Origin of the sequence: Bradyrhizobium sp. NAS80.1 (assembly GCF_001908205.1) — a bacterium.
Taxonomy (GTDB): Bacteria; Pseudomonadota; Alphaproteobacteria; order Rhizobiales; family Xanthobacteraceae; genus Bradyrhizobium.
Map to the genome: position 1 here is coordinate 78,402 of NZ_LGHL01000037.1, position 18,697 is coordinate 97,098.

Here is an 18,697-nt window from a genome sequence, read left to right on the forward strand (position 1 = left end):
TCCCATCCGCTGCTTGCCGGTTGACCGGCACGGCGCAACGGTGTGGTATGGCGAAAAAAGAAGGGCATCGCAGCTCTCGACATCCGGAGGACGCCGATGACCGACAAGATCAACGACCCGGTCGCCACGTGGCAGAAGATGATTGGCGAGATGGAGAAGGGGTTCAACTCCTTTGCCAACCAGGCCATGTCATCGCCCGAGTTTTCACAAGCGATGAACCGTGCGGGAGGAGTTGCTGCAGGTGCTCAGAAGCAGCTGGGCGAGCTCATGGAGAAGTACCTCGTCGCGATGAACCTACCGAGCCGCGAACAGGTGACGGGTCTTGCGGAGCGGCTGCAGTCCATTGAGGCCCAGATCGGCGAGATGAAGTCGATGCTCAGCCAGATGGCGGCAAGCTCTGGCATATCGCAAGGCTCCGACGGTGCGCCGCGGCCGCCACGGACGAAGCGTCCGCCCTCCGAAAGCGGAGAGCAAAAATGAACGCGCCGACGGGACTTGATTTCGCATCTATCCCGGAGCGCATCCAGTCCGAGGTGCAGCGCGCAATCCAGCGCAGCATCAAGGGCGTCGAATATTTTTCGACCTCCGGTCCGACGCTCGGCTCGACGCCGAAGGACGTGCTGCATTCGCGCGGCACGATGAGCCTCTATCACTATCGGCCGATGTCGGACGAGATCTACCGCGTGCCGGTTCTGATCGTGATGGCGACCACCAACCGCGGCTACATTCTCGATCTCGTGCCTGGCCAGAGCTTCATCGAGTTTCTGCTGAGGCGCGGCTACGACGTCTACATGCTCGACTGGAGCGCGCCGCGGCCGGAGGAGAAGAGCCTGCGCATGGAGGATTATGTCCTCGACTTCATTCCGGATTGCGTCCGTCGCGTGCAACAGGATTCCGGCGAGAAGGACGTCTCCGTCATCGGTTATTGCTTCGGTGGCGTGCTGTCGCTGCTCTACGGCTCGATCTTCAAGGACGGGCCAATGAAGAATTTGATCTGCTTCACCACGCCGATCGATTTCCGAGAGATGAAGCTGTTCTCGAATTTCTCCGACCGACGCTATTTCGACGTCGACCGCCTTGTCGACAGCGTCGGCAACGTGCCGCCGGAGATGATCTTGTCGTCGTTCGAGATGCTGCGCCCGGCCTCGCGTACGGTGAGCCAGATCCAGCTCTGGGAAAACATCTGGAACGACGAGTTCGTCAAGTCGTACCGCATGTTCGACCGCTGGGCGACCGATACGCTGCCGCTGGCCGGTGAATATTTCCGCACCATCACCAAGGACCTGATGTGGGACAACAAGCTGTTCAACGACACCATGTCGGTCGGTGGCCGCGCAGCGAGGCTCGAGAACATCAAGGTGCCGATCCTGCATGCGGTCGCCGAGCACGATCACATCGTGCCCTATGACGCGGCAAAGCATCTGATCGCGAAGATCGGATCCGAGGACAAGGAAGAGGTGATGCTGAAGGGCGGCCACGTCTCGCTCGTCGCCGGCGCCAACGCGGTGAAACGGCTGTGGCCGAAACTGGACTCCTGGCTGGGGAAGAGATCGACATGAGCGAACAGCGTTCCTATCCGCGTCACGTCAGCACGGACGCCGGTGACATCGAGATCCGCCTGATGTCACCCGCGGACGAGGCCGCGGTGCTTGCCTTCGGCAAAAGCCTGCCGTCCCATGATCTCCTGTTTCTGCCGCGCAATATCAGCGAGCCGAAGGTGCTCTCGGCCTGGGTCAAGGAGATCGAGCGCGGCGCGATCAGGAGCCTGCTCGCGGTGAGAGATGGCAAGGTCGTCGGCTGCGGCACGCTGGTGCGCGATCCGCATTCCTGGTCGCCGCATGTCGGCGAGATCCGGATGGTTGTGTCACCCGACGTCCGCGGGAAGGGGGTAGGGAAGGCGCTGTCGCAGGAGACCTTTGCGCTCGCGCTTGGCGCCGGCCTGGAAAAGCTCTCGGTCCAGATGACGGTCGACCAGCAGGCAGCGATCGCCCTGTTCGAAAGCCTTGGCTTCAAGGCCGAGGCGCTGCTGCGGGACCACGTCCGGGACGTCGATGGCAAGACCCACGACATAGTCGTGCTCGGGCACAACATCGCGCAGGTCCAGGCCCAGATGGAAGCCTATGGGTTGCCAGGCGCCGTCCAGCACTAAGAGCGCCGTCCAGCGCTAGGTATCCGGCCCACGGTGTCAGGGAACCTGAACGATGAGGGAGGCAGCAGATTGCCTCTCGTTAAGATTTTTCACGATTTCGTGATATTGCGTCGCAACATGAATGTTGCGCCGCACAATTAACTGTGCCATATAGGACGTGCCCCGGGCCAATGCGGACGGGGTGAGCCCATAGCTCAAACCAATGAGGATGGAGAGACCCCTGTGACCACTGAAACGAACACTGCTTTCGACGGCTTCAAGGACGCTTTCAAGAACATCCAAAATCTGGAAGTTCCCGAGGCTGCTCGCGAGTTCGTCAAGAAGACCGCCAATACCGCCAAGGACCGTGCTGCCGAGGCTTTCGCAGGCTCCGAGCGCGTGACCGCCGCCGTCGAGAACGCGGTGACCGAATCCGTCGCCGAGGCCGGCAAGATCAGCCGCAACATCCAGCAGGCGATCTACGAGGACGCTGAGGCGTTCTTCTCTGGCATCGACAAGCTCGCTTCGGCCAAGTCGATCAGCGAAGCCGTCGAGATCCAATCGGGCCTACTCCGCGCCCGCGGCGAAGTATTCGTCTCGCGCGCCAAGGCGACCGCCGACTATCTCGGCAAGCTCGCTGCCAACGGCGCGAAGTCTGCTCAGGACAACTTCGCCAAGGTCTACACCAAGACCGCCTGATCTGGCGCTGAGACGAGAAACTGAGTTTGAGGCCCGCTTCGGCGGGCCTTTGTTTTTCTCTTGCGTTCCCCGGATGTGTGCAGCGCGCCGCTCTTGCGGCGTGGTGCACTGCTGATCCGGGGTCCATCCGGCGCCGGATGCTTGCTGGGTCCCGGCTCTGCGGTGCATCGTTGCACGCTGCACCGCGTCCGGGACACGCGGAGACTGACACGTTAGGCCTCAGCCATGACTCCGCCTGCCACCTTCTCCTTCGACACCCCCGGCGATGCCGAACGCGCGGCCGAACTACGCCGCGTCAAGGCGCTGGCGACACTGGTGCTGGCCTCGACGCTTCTGCTGTTCATCGTCGCGAAATGGCTTCTCCCCGTGCATCCCGTGTTCGGCTTCATCGCTGCCTTTGCGGAAGCTGCAACCATTGGCGGGCTCGCCGACTGGTATGCCGTGGTCGCGCTGTTCAAGCGGCCGCTCGGCCTGCCGATCCCGCACACTGCCATCATCCAGAGCAACCAGGCCCGCATCGCGGACAAGCTCGGCGAATTCATCCAGGTGCATTTCCTCGATGCGGGTCCCGTCGAGGCCAAACTGAAGGAGATCGATTTCGGCTCCTTCGTCGCGGACTGGCTGCGCGACCGCAAGCGTAGCGATGACCTTGCGCGCTTCGCGCTGCGCTTGCTGCCGGAGGCCGTCTCTGCGACCGAAAGCTCCGGCCTGATGACCTTCATCATCCGTCGCATGTCCTCGCAGCTCCAGTCGATCGACCTCGCACCGCTCGCGGCCGGCACGCTGCGCGGCTTCGTGGCCGAGGGACGGCATCAGATCCTGTTCGATGATTTCCTGCGCGTGATACACGACACGCTGAAGCAGAAGGAGACGATGGCGATGATCCGCGAGAAGGTGCGCGCGGAGTTGCCGACCCTGCTCAGGCTCTATCGCGCCGACAAGTTTCTGGTGAACAAGATCGTGGCGTCTGCCACCGCCTTCTTCGAGGAGGTGCGCGGCGATCCCAAGCATCCGTTCCGCGGCGAGTTCGACCGCATGGTGCTGGGCTTCGTCGACCGGCTCGGCACCGACCAGGCCTATATCGACCGCATCGACGGCCTGAAGCGCGATCTGCTGGCACGGCCTGAGCTCGCCGATCTCGCCCGCACAGTCTGGGCCAACACGCGCTCCTTCATCGAGCGTAGCGCCTCCGGCGAGACGCAGGTGCTGCAGCATCATCTCGCCGGCATGTTCGTCGCCGCAGGCGAAGCGCTTGCCGGCGATGCCGAGTTGCGCGGCGAGATCAACAAGGGTCTGGTGACGGTGCTGCGCAGCTTTGTCGCCGACCAGAAGAGCGGCGTCTCGACCTTCATCTCCGATCAGGTCAAGGCGTGGGATATGGCGCAGCTGATCTCGCTGATCGAAATCAACATCGGGCGCGACCTGCAATACATCCGCTTCAACGGTTCGCTGATCGGCGGCCTCGCCGGGCTCGCGTTGTACTCCGTCGAGCTCCTGCTCCGATTGCTGTGACTTTTGCGTCACGGACGCTGGCATTAGCGCGCGGGCCTATTGTCGCTGCGCGTCTCTCCCGCTTGAATGTCGGGAGTCGGCCGCCTAGCTGATTCATGTTGCGCTGCGGAACGTTCAAGAAGCCGGCGTATTGGACTCATGCCCATTTGCCGGCACGCGCCGGCGGCCTTTCCAGGAATTCTTGCCAGGGGAAACATTGATGACCGCAACTGCCCAGACGCTGCGCCCGCCATCCCGTACCCTGATGTTCCTGGAGGGGCGTGCGATCCACGAGTTCGGCGCATTCCTCGGCGCGCTCCCGCTGCTCAGCCTCGCGCCGCGCGGTGACGGGCATCCGGTGCTGGTGCTGCCCGGCCTCGTGGCCTCCGATGCGTCCACGCGCGCGCTGCGCACGTTTCTGTCGGGCAAGGGCTACGCGGTAAGCGGCTGGCGCCAGGGCCGCAATTATGGCCTTCGTCCGAGCGTGCAGCATGCGATGGTCGATCTGGTCGAGGAGCTCAACGACAGGCACGGCCGCAAGATCAGCCTGGTCGGCTGGAGCCTCGGCGGCCTCTATGCGCGCCAGCTCGCCAAGATGATGCCGGAGCGCGTGCGTCAGGTGATCACGCTCGGCAGCCCCTTCGCGGGCGACCCTCGTTCGACCAATGCCTGGCGCGTCTACGAATGGGCGAGCGGGCGGAAGTCCGACGAGGTCGATCCGCAGTTCGGCGGCGAGCTCGCCGCCCCGCCGCCGGTGCCGACCACCGCCATCTTCAGCCGCACCGACGGCGTTTGCGCCTGGCAGGGCTGCATGGAGAAAACGGGAGCGCAGACCGAGAGCATCGAGGTCGAGAGCAGCCATTGCGGCATGGGCCATCATCCCGCCGTCGTCTATGCGGTTGCCGACCGCCTCGCGCAGAAGGAAGGCCAGTGGCGGCCGTTCGATCGCAGTGGCTGGCGCAGCCTCGCGTATCCCGATCCGCACCGGTGAGCAGGCCTGCATGGTTCGAGACGCGCGGCTTTGCCGCGCTCCTCACCATGAGGATTGACAGTAGGTGATGCCGCGCGAACGCGATTAGACCTCATCCTGAGGAGGCGCGAAGCGCCGTCTCGAAGGATCGAGCCCGCCTCTCGCCTCCATTGTCGCTCCCGTCCATTGTCGCGCCCGCACCAAACGCGCTATGCCTCGCGCATGGCGCATCCGCTCTCCCGCATCATCGACCAGCTCAAGCGTGAACCGTCGCGTACGGGCTCCATCGTCATCACCGTGTTCGGCGATGCCATCGTGCCGCGTGGCGGTTCGGTGTGGCTCGGCACGCTGCTGGAATTTTTCGAAAGCCTGGATATCGACAGCGGCGTCGTCCGTACCGCGATGTCGCGCCTCGCAGCCGATGGCTGGCTGACGCGCGAAAAGGTCGGTCGCAACAGCTTTTATCGCCTCGCCGAAAAGGGCCACGAGACCTTCGAGGCCGCGACGCGCCACATCTACGATCCGCCGCCATCCGACTGGACCGGTCGCTTTGAGCTGCTCCTGATCGGCAATGGCGAGGATCGCGACGCCTCGCGCGAGGCGCTGCGCAACGCCGGCTTCGGCAGTCCGCTGCCCGGCGTCTGGGTCGCGCCGTCGGGCGTGCCGGTGCCGGACGAGGCCGCTGGCGCGATCCGTCTCGAAATCTCGGCGGAAGATGCCAGTGGCCGCCGTCTGCTCAGCGCGAGCTGGCCTCTGGACCGCACCGCGGGCGCCTATCTGAAATTCATGAAGACGTTCGAGCCGCTCCGCGCCGCGATCGCGCGCGGCACGGAGCTGTCTGAAGCCGACGCCTTCACCGCTCGCATCCTCCTGATCCACTATTACCGCCGCGTCGTGCTGCGCGATCCGCTGTTGCCCGAAAGCCTGCTGCCGGCGGATTGGCCGGGCAGGGCGGCGCGGGACCTCTGCGGCGAGATCTATCGCGCGCTGCTCGTCCCGTCCGAACAATGGCTTGATGGCCATGGAACCAACGAGAAGGGACCGCTGCCGCCGGCAAGGAAGCTCCTGGAGAGGAGGTTTGAGGCCTGATTTTTATGTTACAGAAATATCTTGCATGAAGTAATTTTTGTTATATATTGCCTCCCAATAAAATGGGAGGATGCGCATGTATACCCAGGCGCTGAACACGGCCGAGGCGGACGACCGCGGCCTCGAGGACGCGGCTAGAGCTGCGCAGTTCCAGGTCCGCATCGATGCCGAGGAACGCATCGAGCCGAACGACTGGATGCCGGCGGCCTATCGCAAGACGCTGACCCGCCAGATCTCCCAGCACGCCCATTCCGAAATCGTCGGCATGCTGCCCGAAGGCAATTGGATCACGCGCGCACCCACGCTGCGCCGCAAGGCGGCGCTGCTCGCGAAGGTGCAGGACGAGTGCGGCCACGGGCTCTATCTCTATGCCGCCGCCGAGACGCTCGGCTCATCGCGCGAGGAGCTGGTCGACGCCATGCTCGCGGGCAAGGCCAAGTATTCCTCGATCTTCAACTATCCGACGCTGACCTGGGCGGATATCGGCACCATCGGCTGGCTCGTCGACGGCGCTGCGATCATGAATCAGATCCCGCTGTGCCGCTGCTCCTACGGTCCCTATGCGCGCGCGATGATCCGCGTCTGCAAGGAGGAATCGTTCCACCAGCGCCAGGGTTACGAGATCATGCTGACCTTGTGCCGCGGCTCGGACGAGCAGAAGGCGACGGCGCAGGATGCGCTGAACCGCTGGTGGTGGCCGGTCCTGATGATGTTCGGTCCGCCCGATGCCACGAGCCAGCACAGCGACACCTCGACGAGGTGGAAGATCAAGCGCTTCTCCAATGACGAACTGCGCCAGAAGTTCGTCGATGCCACCGTGCCGCAGGCGCAATATCTCGGCCTCACTATCCCCGATCCCGGCATGACGCAGGATGCCGACGGGCACTGGCGTTACAGCGAGATCGACTGGACCGAATTCAAGCAGGTGCTCGCCGGCAACGGTCCGTGCAACCGCGACCGCATGGCCGCGCGCCGCAAGGCCCACGCGGAGGGCGCCTGGGTGCGCGAGGCGGCAGCCGCCTATGCCGCAAAGCGCGCGCAGCGTCAGACCGCACAAGCCGCGGAATAGGGAGATCACGATGGCCACGCCGAACACGCCGCTGTGGGAAGTCTTCATTCGCAGCCGAAACGGGCTTGCGCACAAGCACGTCGGCTCGCTGCATGCGAGCGACGCCACCATGGCCCTGCAAGCCGCGCGCGACATCTATACCCGCCGCGGCGAGGGCCTGTCGATCTGGGTCGTGCCGTCGAGCGCGATCACCGCGAGCGATCCCGCCGAAAAGGGCATGATGTTCGAGCCGGCGGAATCGAAGATCTATCGGCACCCGACCTTCTACGAGGTGCCCGAGGAAGTGGGGCACATGTGATGCCCGTCGCCAACATCCAGGTCTCCGAAACGCTGCTGGTGCTCTACGCGCTGCGCCGTGCCGACGATGCGCTGATCCTCGGCCACAGGCTGTCGGAATGGTGTGGGCATGCGCCGATGCTGGAAGAGGACATGGCGCTCTCCAACATCGCGCTCGACCTCATCGGTCAGGCCCGCGAGCTCTACACCTATGCCGCCAAGGCCGAAGGCAAGGATAACGACGAGGACAAGCTCGCTTACTTGCGCGATGTCAGGCAGTACCGCAACCTGCTGCTGGTCGAGCAGCCCAACGGCGACTTTGCCCAGACCCTGGTGCGGCAGTTCTTCTATTCCGCCTTCGCCGACCTGTACTGGCGTGCGATGATGACGTCGCGCGACACGACGCTCGCTGCCATCGCCGCCAAGTCGGAGAAGGAGAGCGCCTATCATCTGCGCCATGCCTCGGAATGGATCATCCGGCTAGGTGATGGCACGGACGAAAGCCATGCCCGCGCGCAGGCTGCAATCGATCACCTCTGGGCCTTCACCGGTGAGATGTTCGCCGTCGATGAAGGCGAGCGCGCCCTGATCCATGCCGGTATCGCCATCGATCCCGCGACCCTGCGCGGTCGCTGGCTGACGACGCTCTCGGATGTCGTCGGCGAAGCAGCGCTGGTGCTGCCGCAGAACGACTGGATGCAGCAGGGCGGCCGCGCGGGCCGGCACAGCGAGCATCTCGGCCATCTTCTGTCCGAGCTGCAATCGATGCAGCGCACCTTCCCGGGGCAGACATGGTGACGGTGCTCGACCGCGATAGTCAGCTGCGCCGGCGCGCCTGGGACGCCGCGGCGGGCGTGGTCGATCCCGAAATTCCGGTCTTGACCATTGGCGATCTCGGTGTGCTTCGCGATGTCGTTCTCGACGGCGATCATGTCGAGGTTGCGATCACCCCGACGTATTCGGGCTGCCCGGCCATGAACATGATCGCGCTCGAAATCGAGGTCGCGTTGGAGCGCGCAGGATTCCATCGTCCAAAGGTCCGCACCGTGCTGTCGCCGGCCTGGACGACGGACTGGATGAGCGAGGAGGGACGCCGGAAGCTGCGCGCCTACGGCATCGCGCCGCCGCAAGCTTCAAACTCACGGCGCGCGCTGTTCGGCGAGCAGGCCGTCACGTGCCCGCAATGCGGCTCGGAAAATACCGAGCTCTTGTCTGAATTCGGCTCAACCTCCTGCAAGGCGCTCTGGCGCTGCAAGGCCTGCCGCGAACCCTTCGATTATTTCAAGTGTCATTGACCATGTCAGCAGCCGCACCACGTTTCCATCGTCTCGCTGTCAACGATCTCCGCCGCGAGGCATCCGATGCCGTTTCGATGACCTTCGCCATCCCCGGCGAACTCGCCGGCGACTACGCCTTCGCGCCCGGTCAGTACCTGACGCTCCGCACCACGCTGGATGGCGAGGAAGTGCGCCGCTCCTATTCGATCTGCTCCGGCCCTGATGACGGCGAGATCCGCATCGCCGTGAAGAAGGTCGACGGCGGCGCGTTTTCTAACTGGGCGGCGGATGAACTCAAATGCGGCGACGAGCTCGACGTGATGACGCCGACAGGGCGCTTTGGCGTGGTTCCCCCTGATGATGCCGGGCGCATCCACGTCGGCTTTGCCGCGGGCTCCGGCATCACGCCGATCCTGTCGATCGTCAAGGGCACGCTCGCGCGCGGGCCGGATAGCCGCTTTTTCCTGTTCTATGGCAACCGATCGACGGACAACATCATGTTCCTCGAGGCGCTAGAGGAGCTGAAGGATCGCTTCATCGATCGCCTCTCGATCTTTCATGTCATCTCCGGCGAGGAGCAGGACATCCCGATTCTGCATGGCCGGCTCGACGGCGACAAGGTGAGGGTGCTGTTGCGCTCGCTGGTGCCGGCCGCCAGCGTCGATCACGTCTTCATCTGCGGCCCCTCAGGCATGAGCGAGGACATCGAGGCGACGTGCCGCAGTCTCGGCATCGCGGAGGAGCGCATCCATGTCGAGCGCTTTGTCTCCGAGTTTGGCGGCAAGCCGCGGCCGAAGAAGGAAGTTGCTCCCGACGCTCCGCCGAAGGCGATCGCCTCGCTGATCATCGACGGCAAGCGCCGTGAGGTGCCGGTCGCCGAGGACGAGGCGATCCTCGACGCTGCGCTGCGCGCCGGCGTCGATCTGCCCTTCGCCTGTAAGGGCGGCATGTGCTCGACCTGCCGCGCCAAGCTGGTGGAGGGGGAGGCGCCGATGGACATCAACTATTCGCTGGAGCCCTGGGAGCTGAAGGCCGGCTTTGTCCTGACCTGCCAGGCGAAGCCATCTTCGGAGCGGGTCGTGGTCGACTACGACCATGTCTGATCGGGCGTATCAGATCCCAACAATGCAAATGCGTCGCATTAATTGACAGCTTGAGCCAACCAGCAGAACATCATGTGCAGATATTTGACCGGGAGAAGCGCGTGAACGTCAAAGCCGACCTGTCGCCTGAGGACGTTGCCCGCGCCTGCGCCGAGGCGATGTGGGCGGAGGACGATGCTTCCAAAGGTCTCGGCATGGAGATCGTCGAGGTCGGTCCGGGGTTCGCAACGCTCGCAATGACGGTGCGGCCGGACATGGTCAATGGCCAGCGTATCGCCCATGGCGGTTTCATCTTCACGCTCGCCGATTCCGCCTTCGCTTTCGCCTGCAACTCGCACAATGACCGTGTGGTGGCCGCGCAGGGCCAGATCACCTTCATCAAGCCGGGCAGGCTCGGCGACCGTCTCGTTGCGAAGGCAAGGGAGATCACCCGCGGCGGCCGCTCCGGGATCTATGACGTTCGCGTCACCGCGGGCGACACCGTCATCGCGGAATTCCGCGGGCATTCGCGTGTCATTCCCGGCACGTGGCTGCCGCCGCAAGATCAATAAGAGGCCAATAAAGAAAAGAACAAACCAATGATGTGGGGAAACGAGGATGGCTCTGACGAGGCTCAAGGAAGGTGGCAACGCCTATAGTCCCGAGATGGATGCGCATGAGCGCGCCTCACGCGATGAGATCATGGCGCTGCAGACGCAACGGCTAGCCTGGTCGCTGAAGCACGCCTATGACAACGTCGCGCATTATCGCAAGGCCTTCGACAAGGCCAGCGTGCATCCGTCCGATTTTCGCGAGCTCGCCGATCTCGCGAAATTTCCGTTCACGGTGAAGACGGATCTGCGCGACAACTATCCCTTCAACATGTTCGCCGTGCCGCGCGAAAAGCTGGTGCGCGTGCACGCCTCCTCCGGCACGACGGGCAAGCCGATCGTTGTGGGCTACACGCAACGCGATATCGACACCTGGTCGGAGGTAATGGCGCGCTCGATCCGCGCGGCCGGCGGCCGCACCGGCATGATCATCCACAATGCCTATGGTTATGGTCTCTTCACCGGCGGGCTCGGCGTACACTACGGCGCCGAAAAACTCGGCTGCACCGTGGTGCCGATCTCCGGCGGCATGACCGAACGGCAGGTGCAGCTCATCAACGATTTCCGGCCCGACATCATCACGGTGACGCCGAGCTACATGCTGGCGATCCTCGATGAGTTCAAGCGCCAGAAGCTCGATCCGCGCCAGTGCTCGCTCAAGGTCGGCATCTTCGGCGCCGAGCCCTGGACCAATGCAATGCGAGGTGAGATCGAGGATGCCTTCGACATGGACGCGACCGACATCTACGGCCTCTCCGAAGTGATCGGCCCTGGCGTCGCGCAGGAGTGCATCGAGACCAAGGACGGCCTGCACATCTGGGAGGACCATTTCTATCCCGAAGTGATCGATCCCGTGACCGGCGCGGTGCTGCCCGATGGGGAGAAGGGCGAACTGGTCTTCACCTCGCTCACCAAGGAAGGTTTTCCGGTGATCCGCTATCGCACCCGCGACCTGACCCGGCTGCTGCCGGGTACGGCGCGGCCGGGCATGCGGCGGATGGAAAAGGTGACGGGCCGCTCCGACGACATGATCATCCTGCGCGGCGTCAATCTGTTCCCGACCCAGATCGAGGAGGTGCTGCTTGCGACCGACTGGTGCGGCGGACACTTCATCCTGGAACTGACCCGCGAAGGCCGCATGGACGAGCTGACCATCATCGCCGAGGCAAGGCCGGAAAGCTGGGACGGTCGGGGGCTCGTGGATCATGCCGACCGGATCGTAACCCATATCAAGAATACGATCGGCATCAGCTCCAAGGTGCAGGTGGTCGCGCCGGCGACCCTGGAGCGCTCGCTCGGCAAGGCCAAGCGGCTCTACGACAAGCGACCGAAGGATTGACTTGACAACCCGTAACGGCGACAAGGCCCGCGAGAAATCGTGGGTCTTTCGATGTCATCAACCGATACCAAAGCCGTCGAAGCGCGCTGCGTGCGCCTCAATGCCAAGGCCGAAAATGCTGCCGCGGTTGCGCCGGTTGTCGAGCGCCATATCCTCACGCGCGGTCCGAACGACCTTCTGATCGAGGTGAAGGCTGCGGCGGTCAATCCATCCGATGTCAAGGCCGCGACCGGGCTGATGCCCTATGCCGTGTTCCCGCGCACGCCTGGCCGCGATTACGCCGGTGTGGTGATCGACGGCCCAGCCGGCACGGTGGGCCGCGAGGTGTTCGGCTCGTCCGGCGATCTCGGCATCCGCCGCGACGGCAGCCACGCAACCCATCTCGTCGTCGAGGCGGACGCGGTGGTGGAGAAGCCGAAGACGGTGTCGTGGGAGGAGGCGGCCGGCATCGGCGTGCCTTTCGTCACGGCGATGGAAGGCTTTCGTCGCGCGGGCATTCCAAAGCCCGGCGAGACGGTGCTCGTGTTCGGCGTCAACGGCAAGGTCGGCCAAGCCGCCGTGCAGATCGCGACCTGGCAGGGTGCGCGCGTGATCGGCGTGGTGCGCAAGGCGGAAGCCTATGAAGGCCATGCCAACGCGCCCGTCGAGGTCATCGACGCCTCCGCTAGCGACGTCGCGGAACGCGTGCGCGAATTGACCGGCGGCAAGGGCGCCGACATCGTCTTCAACACGGTCGGCGATCCCTACTTCCAGGCCGCGCACAAGTCGCTCGCCTTGCGTGGCCGTCAGATCCTGATCGCCGCGATCGACCGCATCGTGCAGTTCAACATCCTCGAATTCTATCGGGGACAGCACACCTATGTTGGCATCGACACGCTCGGGCTGTCCTCGGCTGCAACCGGTGCGGTGTTGCGCGAACTCGGCCCCGGCTTTGCCAGCGGTCATCTGAAACCGTTTCCGATCAAGGCGAATGCCGTCTATCCGCTGGAGCGCGCCAGGGAGGCCTATGTTGCCGTCGCCAGCTCGTCTCGCGACAGGGTGATCCTGCGGCCGTGAAACTCGTCATTGCGAACGCAGCGAAGCAATCCAGAGTCTTTCCGCGACGGCAGTCTGGATTGCTTCGCTACGCTCGCAATGACAGAAAATGGCGAGAGGTCTGAGAGCAACCGATGGAATCCACCCAACTCGTCATCCTCGCCGGCCTTGTCATCGGCCTCGTCTACGGCGCCGTTGGCCTGCTCAGCGGTTTCTGTCTGATGAGCAGCATGCGCGGTATTCTTGCGAAGGGTGATGGGCGGTTGGTGAGGACCTATGCGCTGGCGGTCGCGGTTGCGATCGCCGCCAGCCAGTTCCTCGCCGGCAGCGGCTCGGTCGATCTCGGCAAGTCGATCTATTTGCAACAGTCCTTTTCAGTGCCGGTGCTGTTCCTCGGCGGCCTCCTGTTCGGTTACGGCATGGTGCTGTCGAACGGCTGTGGCTCGCGCGCGCTGGTGCTGCTCGGTCGTGGCAATCTCCGCTCCTTCGTCGTTGTGATCGTGCTCGCTATCGCCGCCCAGATGACACTCAAAGGCTTGATCGCACCAGCACGTATTGCGTTGGTTCAGGCTTCCCAAACCACCGTCATTGCCAATTCGCTGCCGTCGCTGCTGGCATCGCTCGGACCTTCCGAAGTCGTTTCGCGCGCGTTGGCCGCTGTCGTGGCCGTCGTCGCGCTGGTCCTGTTTGCTTTTGCCCATCCGGCGTTCCGCCGCTCGCCGGGCCAGATCGCTGCGGGTGTCATCGTCGGTCTCCTCGTCGCCGCCGGCTGGTTTGTCACCGGCTATCTCGGTGCTGACGACTTCAATCCCGTCCCGGTGACTTCGCTCACCTTCATTGCGCCGATCGCCGACGCGCTGCAATACGCCATGCTCTCGACCGGCCTGACGCTGAATTTCGGCATCGCGACGGTTGTCGGTATCCTCGCCGGCAGCTTGGTCACCGCACTTGCCACCGGTCGCTTCCATCTCGAAGGTTATTCATCGCCACGCCACATGCTGCGCTCAGCCAGCGGTGCGGCGCTAATGGGGATCGGCGGCGTGATGGCATTCGGTTGTTCGATCGGGCAGGGGCTCACGGGCGTATCGACGCTTGCGGTAGGCTCGTTCATTGCGGTCGCCGGCATCCTGCTCGGAACGACGGCAGGCCTGCGCGGTGCGCTGCGCGTTCAGCCCCTCGCGATGTTCTGACCGCGCTGCAGCCGGTCGCCGAGCGTCGCAAGGCCGATACCCGCGACAATCAGTCCGGCCGCAACTGCAAGACTGATGTCGATCGGCTCGCCCAGCAGAATCGCAGCGCTGGCGATGCCGACGAGTGGCGTTGCGGTGGTGCCGAGTGAGGTCGTCAGCGCCGAGATGCTCTTGTTGACCATCGACATCGCCCAATAGGCCAGCGCGGTTCCGATCAGTCCGGAGTACAGGAACAGTAATGCGAGCCTCCACGACCATTCCACGTGCGGCAGGCCGTCCGTGATTGTCGCGCTGACCGACAACACGATCGTGGCGACCAGCACCTGCCAGATCAGGAGCTGGAGCGGGGAGGCGATCCAGCGGTGCGCGCGGATATAGATGATGTTCGCGGCCCAGCAGATCGCGGCCAGGATCACCATGCCGGCGCCGAGCAGGACGCTTGCATTGGTCCAGTCCACCGACGCCGGGTTCAGGATCACGGCAAGGCCGATCAGTCCGAGCAGGGCGCCGGCGAGCTTTGGCGCCGTCAGCATGTCCTTCCCGAGCAGGGGAGCGGCAATCGCGACCCAGAGCGGCGTGGTGTAGCCGAGCACGACGCCCTTGCTCGCGGGCAGGAAGCGCAGGCCGGCCGCGACTAGGGTCGAGAACAGCGTCATGTGCAGCAGCGCCACGCTCAGGACGACCGGAATGTCGCGCCGTTCCGGGATCACCAGATTGTTGCTCAGTCCGAGGATCACGGCGAGACCGGCCAGCGCGATCCAGCTCCGGATCGCCGCAGTCCACAACGGCGGGACGAACTGCACGAGCTGCTTCGTCACCGACCAGTTCACGCCCCAGGCCAGCACGACGATGAGGAACAGGCCGACGGCCGCTCGGGGTGACAGGGAGTTCATCAGAGGTCCTTGAAGCAGTCCGGTCCGGCGGATAGCATCCCGATTGGCACCTGAAAAAGTGCCAGATTGTAAAGGAATTAGGTGCCAGTTTCTGAAGGCATGATCTCCGCCCTGATCGACCTGAAGCGGACCGGCGATGAGGCGCTGGTGGCTCAACTGACGAGCCAGCTCCGAAGCCTGATCGCGAGCGGCCGTCTCGGTAAAGGGCGCACGCTGCCGTCGAGCCGACGGCTTGCGAGCAATCTCGGCGTCTCGCGAAACACGGTCACCTATGCATTCGAGCAGCTCGCGGCAGAGGGATATCTCGAGGCGTCGCACGGCCGCCGTCCGGTGGTCAAAGTCGACGGCGGCGAACGTCAAGCGGCAGGCGCCGTCGCATCCGGCGTGCGCTCCGGTAAGCCGCGGCTCTCACCCTGGGCGTCGAGGCTCAAACAGACCGATTGGCCGATGTCCTACCTGGCGCCGCTGCGGCCCCTGCGACCAGGGCATGGAGATGCGCGGGAGTTTCCGAATGAAGTCTGGGCGCGCTGCCTGCGCCGCAGCGCCGTGCGTGCGGCCAAACGTGAGCTCGGACCGGTCAATCGAACGCGCCTGCGCGAGGCGCTGGCGCATTATGTCGCGACCAGCAGGGGTGTCCGCGCCTCGGCGGACCAGATCCTGATCCTGCCAAGCGCGCAGGCCGCGCTGACGTTGATAGCGGCTGTTGTCATAACGCAAGGCGACGAGGTCTGGGTCGAAGATCCCGGCTATCCCGGCGCCGCGGCTGCGTTCCGCGCGTCCGGCGCGCGCGTGACCGGTATCAAGCTCGACGAGCAGGGTATGCAGCGTATTCCGGGAGCGGCGGCGCCAACGCTGATCTTCATGACGCCGTCGCACCAGCACCCGACCGGCCGGCTGATGTCTCTGGCCCGCCGAACCGAGTTTCTCAGGCTAAGCAGGCCCGGCAAGACCTGGATCGTGGAGGACGACTACGACGGCGAGTTCCACTATGACAGTCGCCCGGTGCCGTCCTTGCAGGGGCTCGATGCCCATGGCCGCGTCTTCTACGTCGGCACGTTCTCGAAGGCTATGACTTCGGATATCCGGCTCGGCTATCTCGTCGTGCCGCCGGCGCTGGTCGGCACCCTGGAGATCGCGCAGCGGCACATCGGGCTGATCGCCGCCAGCCATGTCCAGGAGGCGCTGGCCGAGTTCATCGCCGACGGGCATTTCCTCGCGCATCTGCGCCGGATGCGCCGGCTCTATCACGCGCGTCGCGATCATCTTGTCGAGGGACTTCAGCGCCATCTGGGGGAGGTGCTTTCGGTCGAAGTGCCCTCGGGCGGCATCCAGCTCGTCGCCCGCCTCAGGCGCGGAGGCGTCGATCAGGCGGCGGTCAAGCGGTTGGTCGAGGCGGGCGTTGAAACGCGCGCCTTGTCCAGCCTGTCGCTCGGCCGGCCACGCGATCACGGCCTGCTGCTCGGCTTTGCGGCCTGGCGCGAGAGTGAGATCAGCGCGGCCGTGCGGACGATGGCGTCGTGCTTCTAGTGCAAGTGCGCCAAAGCGTTTTCGAGCGAAGTGGATACCGGTTCGCGTAAAGAAAACGCGTCAGACAAGAATCTAGAGCCCCGTTCCGATTCCATCGGAACGGGGCTCTAGTCCACAGCCTTCGTGACGATGCGGATCTCGGAGGTCAGTGTCCGGTGTACCGGACACTTGTCCGCGATCTCCATCAGCTTTTTGCGCTGCTCGGCGTCGAGTGCGCCGTCCATCGCGATGTCGCGCTCGATCTGGTCGAGCATGCCTTCGCGCGTCTCGCACTCTGCGCAATCCTTGGCGTAGATCTTGGAATGCTTCAGCGTGACCGTGACGCGGTCGAGCGGCAGTGACTTGCGGTCGGCATAGAGGCGCATGGTCATGGAGGTGCAGGCGCCCAAACCGGCGAGTAGGAAGTCGTAGGGACCGGGGCCGGCATCCTCGCCGCCGGCCGCCACCGGCTCGTCCGCCACGAGACGATGGGGGCCGACTGTGATGTTCTGGTTGAACTTGCTCTTGCGGGTCTCCTGTACCACGACTTTGCGCGGCTCTTCTGCGCCATCCATCGCCTTCGCGGGTTTTTCCGTTTCGATGTAGCGGCTTGCCCAGGCCGCGATCACGTTAGCCGCGTAGAGCGCGTCCGCTGGTTTCGTCAGCAGATGATCGGCATGGTCGAGCGAGACGAAGCTCTTGGGATGCCTGGCCGCAACGAAGATCCTGGTCGCATTGTCGATGCCGACGGTGTCGTCGACCGGCGATTGCATCACCAGCAACGCCTTGTGCAGGCCGGTGACGTCCTTCATCAGCTCATGCTCGACGATGTCGTCGAGGAATTCGCGCTTGATCCGGAACGGGCGGCCCGCGAGCGAGACTTCGACCTCGCCCTGCGCGCGGATGTCGTCGATATGCTCCCTAAACAGGCCGGTGACGTGTGCCGGATCGGACGGTGCCGCGATGGTCGCGACCGCTCTGGCTTCCGGGATTTGGCCGGCTGCAGCCAGAATCGCGGCGCCACCGAGGCTGTGGCCGATCAGGATCGACGGTGCCTTGCGCATCGCGCGCAGATGATCGGCGGCGCGCACGAGATCGGCGACGTTGGAGGAGAACGTGGAATTGGCAAAATCGCCTTCGCTGGAGCCGAGCCCGGTGAAGTCGAAGCGCAACACCGCGATGCCTTTGGCCGCGAGCGCGACCGAGATGCGCTTGGCTGCCAGCGTGTCCTTGCCGCATGTGAAGCAGTGGGCGAACAGCGCGAAAGCCGCAGGCTCGCCGTCCGGCAACTCCAGTGCGGCCGCGAGCTGATGGCCACCTTCGCCCGTGAACTGAAAGCGTTCCGTCGGCATGGGCATCCCCCCGTCGTTGCTTGAACCTAATCGCCTGAATAGCGTTGCTCGGCCCAGGGATCGCCGCGGTTATGGTAGCCGCGGACTTCCCAGAAGCCCGGCGCGTCGTTGGTCAGGAATTCGATTGCCTGAAGCCACTTCGCGCTCTTCCAGAAATAGAGATGCGGCACGACCAGCCGCACCGGGCCGCCATGCTCCTCCGTCAACGGTTGGCCTGACCAGCTATGGGCGAGCAGAGCGTCCTCGGCGGCGAAGTCGTCCAGCGCGAGGTTGGTGGTGTAGCCGTCATAGGAATGTAGCACGACGAAGCGCGCATCGTCGCGCGGCTGGCATGCCGCGAGCAACTCGCTCGTCGCAAGCCCCTCCCACTCGTTGTCGTAGCGCGACCAGGTCGTCACGCAATGGATGTCTGAAGTGAATTGTGCCTGCTTCTGCGCGCTGAACTCGGCAAAGGTCCAGAACACGGGATAGTCAACCGCACCGTAGACGTCGAGCCGCCAGCGCTCGCGCGGCACCGGCGGCACGACCCCGAGATCGAGCACCGGCCAATCCCTGGTGAGATGCTGGCCGGGCGGCAGGCGCTGGTCGTCCGGGCGCGTGACCCGGCCCGTGAGGAAGCGGCCCTCGCGCGCCCATTTCTCCTTGGTGCGCGTCAGCTTGCTGTCGGGCGGCTCGCTGTCGTCGACCATG

General features: G+C 64.3%; 20 protein-coding genes. 17 read left to right on the forward strand and 3 right to left on the reverse strand.

The window, feature by feature from the left end:
• Positions 1-96: 96 nt before the first annotated feature.
• The 16 genes from AC629_RS09380 to AC629_RS09455 all read left to right on the forward strand — a co-directional run bounded on the left by AC629_RS09380 (position 97) and on the right by AC629_RS09455 (position 14,256).
• Positions 97-480: a hypothetical protein gene (locus AC629_RS09380; protein WP_084804507.1), complete on the forward strand. Its 384-nt coding sequence runs from the start codon at positions 97-99 to the stop codon at positions 478-480.
• Positions 477-1,559 carry a PHA/PHB synthase family protein gene (locus AC629_RS09385; protein WP_084804508.1) on the forward strand — a complete coding sequence of 361 codons (1,083 nt, stop codon included), beginning with the start codon at positions 477-479 and terminating at the stop codon, positions 1,557-1,559. Before AC629_RS09380 ends, AC629_RS09385 begins: the two co-directional genes overlap by 4 nt.
• The gene (locus AC629_RS09390; protein WP_084804510.1) at positions 1,556-2,149 is read left to right on the forward strand and encodes a GNAT family N-acetyltransferase; all 594 of its coding nucleotides are present in this window, start codon (positions 1,556-1,558) and stop codon (positions 2,147-2,149) included. Before AC629_RS09385 ends, AC629_RS09390 begins: the two co-directional genes overlap by 4 nt.
• Positions 2,150-2,371: 222 nt before the next feature.
• Positions 2,372-2,827: a phasin gene (locus tag AC629_RS09395; protein WP_084804512.1), complete on the forward strand. Its 456-nt coding sequence runs from the start codon at positions 2,372-2,374 to the stop codon at positions 2,825-2,827.
• 225 nt (positions 2,828-3,052) lie between these two features.
• Positions 3,053-4,339, forward strand: coding sequence for a DUF445 domain-containing protein (locus tag AC629_RS09400; protein WP_084804515.1), 1,287 nt, complete (start codon positions 3,053-3,055; stop codon positions 4,337-4,339).
• Between the two features lie 199 nt (positions 4,340-4,538).
• Complete coding sequence (locus AC629_RS09405; protein WP_084804517.1) at positions 4,539-5,309, forward strand: alpha/beta fold hydrolase; 771 nt, start codon at positions 4,539-4,541, stop codon at positions 5,307-5,309.
• Between the two features lie 201 nt (positions 5,310-5,510).
• A complete protein-coding gene (paaX, locus tag AC629_RS09410; protein WP_084804557.1) occupies positions 5,511-6,377 on the forward strand; it encodes a phenylacetic acid degradation operon negative regulatory protein PaaX in 867 nt (288 codons plus the stop codon).
• A gap of 76 nt (positions 6,378-6,453) precedes the next feature.
• Positions 6,454-7,446, forward strand: coding sequence for a 1,2-phenylacetyl-CoA epoxidase subunit PaaA (gene paaA, locus AC629_RS09415; protein WP_084804558.1), 993 nt, complete (start codon positions 6,454-6,456; stop codon positions 7,444-7,446).
• Positions 7,447-7,456: 10 nt separating this feature from the next.
• On the forward strand, positions 7,457-7,744 hold the full coding sequence (gene paaB / locus AC629_RS09420) for a 1,2-phenylacetyl-CoA epoxidase subunit PaaB (RefSeq protein ID WP_015687593.1): 288 nt from the start codon (positions 7,457-7,459) through the stop codon (positions 7,742-7,744).
• Complete coding sequence (gene paaC, locus AC629_RS09425; RefSeq protein WP_084804519.1) at positions 7,744-8,520, forward strand: 1,2-phenylacetyl-CoA epoxidase subunit PaaC; 777 nt, start codon at positions 7,744-7,746, stop codon at positions 8,518-8,520. Before paaB ends, paaC begins: the two co-directional genes overlap by 1 nt.
• Positions 8,514-9,017 (forward strand): 1,2-phenylacetyl-CoA epoxidase subunit PaaD, encoded by a 504-nt coding sequence (gene paaD / locus AC629_RS09430; protein WP_084804521.1) that lies wholly within the window; start codon positions 8,514-8,516, stop codon positions 9,015-9,017. Before paaC ends, paaD begins: the two co-directional genes overlap by 7 nt.
• 2 nt (positions 9,018-9,019) lie before the next feature.
• On the forward strand, positions 9,020-10,102 hold the full coding sequence (paaE, locus tag AC629_RS09435; protein ID WP_084804523.1) for a 1,2-phenylacetyl-CoA epoxidase subunit PaaE: 1,083 nt from the start codon (positions 9,020-9,022) through the stop codon (positions 10,100-10,102).
• A gap of 101 nt (positions 10,103-10,203) precedes the next feature.
• Complete coding sequence (gene paaI, locus AC629_RS09440; RefSeq protein WP_084804559.1) at positions 10,204-10,653, forward strand: hydroxyphenylacetyl-CoA thioesterase PaaI; 450 nt, start codon at positions 10,204-10,206, stop codon at positions 10,651-10,653.
• A 46-nt stretch (positions 10,654-10,699) separates the two neighbouring features.
• Positions 10,700-12,031 (forward strand): phenylacetate--CoA ligase PaaK, encoded by a 1,332-nt coding sequence (gene paaK, locus AC629_RS09445; RefSeq protein ID WP_084804525.1) that lies wholly within the window; start codon positions 10,700-10,702, stop codon positions 12,029-12,031.
• Positions 12,032-12,082: 51 nt separating this feature from the next.
• Positions 12,083-13,087: a quinone oxidoreductase family protein gene (locus AC629_RS09450; protein WP_084804528.1), complete on the forward strand. Its 1,005-nt coding sequence runs from the start codon at positions 12,083-12,085 to the stop codon at positions 13,085-13,087.
• Between the two features lie 113 nt (positions 13,088-13,200).
• Complete coding sequence (locus AC629_RS09455; RefSeq protein ID WP_084804530.1) at positions 13,201-14,256, forward strand: YeeE/YedE family protein; 1,056 nt, start codon at positions 13,201-13,203, stop codon at positions 14,254-14,256.
• Here AC629_RS09455 and AC629_RS09460 read toward each other — a convergent pair.
• Entirely contained in the window at positions 14,235-15,149 is a 915-nt protein-coding gene (locus AC629_RS09460; protein ID WP_084804532.1) for a DMT family transporter, read from the reverse strand. The genes AC629_RS09455 and AC629_RS09460 overlap by 22 nt on opposite strands.
• A 99-nt stretch (positions 15,150-15,248) precedes the next feature.
• On the opposite strand from AC629_RS09460, the gene pdxR reads away from it, so the two are divergent.
• On the forward strand, positions 15,249-16,676 hold the full coding sequence (pdxR, locus tag AC629_RS09465) for a MocR-like pyridoxine biosynthesis transcription factor PdxR (RefSeq protein WP_210419012.1): 1,428 nt from the start codon (positions 15,249-15,251) through the stop codon (positions 16,674-16,676).
• A gap of 107 nt (positions 16,677-16,783) precedes the next feature.
• Here the strand turns inward: pdxR and AC629_RS09470 are convergent, their stop codons facing one another.
• Both AC629_RS09470 and AC629_RS09475 read right to left on the reverse strand, forming a co-directional pair.
• Positions 16,784-18,007 (reverse strand): bifunctional alpha/beta hydrolase/OsmC family protein, encoded by a 1,224-nt coding sequence (locus tag AC629_RS09470; RefSeq protein ID WP_084804560.1) that lies wholly within the window; start codon positions 18,005-18,007, stop codon positions 16,784-16,786.
• A gap of 26 nt (positions 18,008-18,033) precedes the next feature.
• Positions 18,034-18,696 (reverse strand): sulfite oxidase-like oxidoreductase, encoded by a 663-nt coding sequence (locus AC629_RS09475; protein ID WP_084804535.1) that lies wholly within the window; start codon positions 18,694-18,696, stop codon positions 18,034-18,036.
• Position 18,697: the final 1 nt, after the last annotated feature.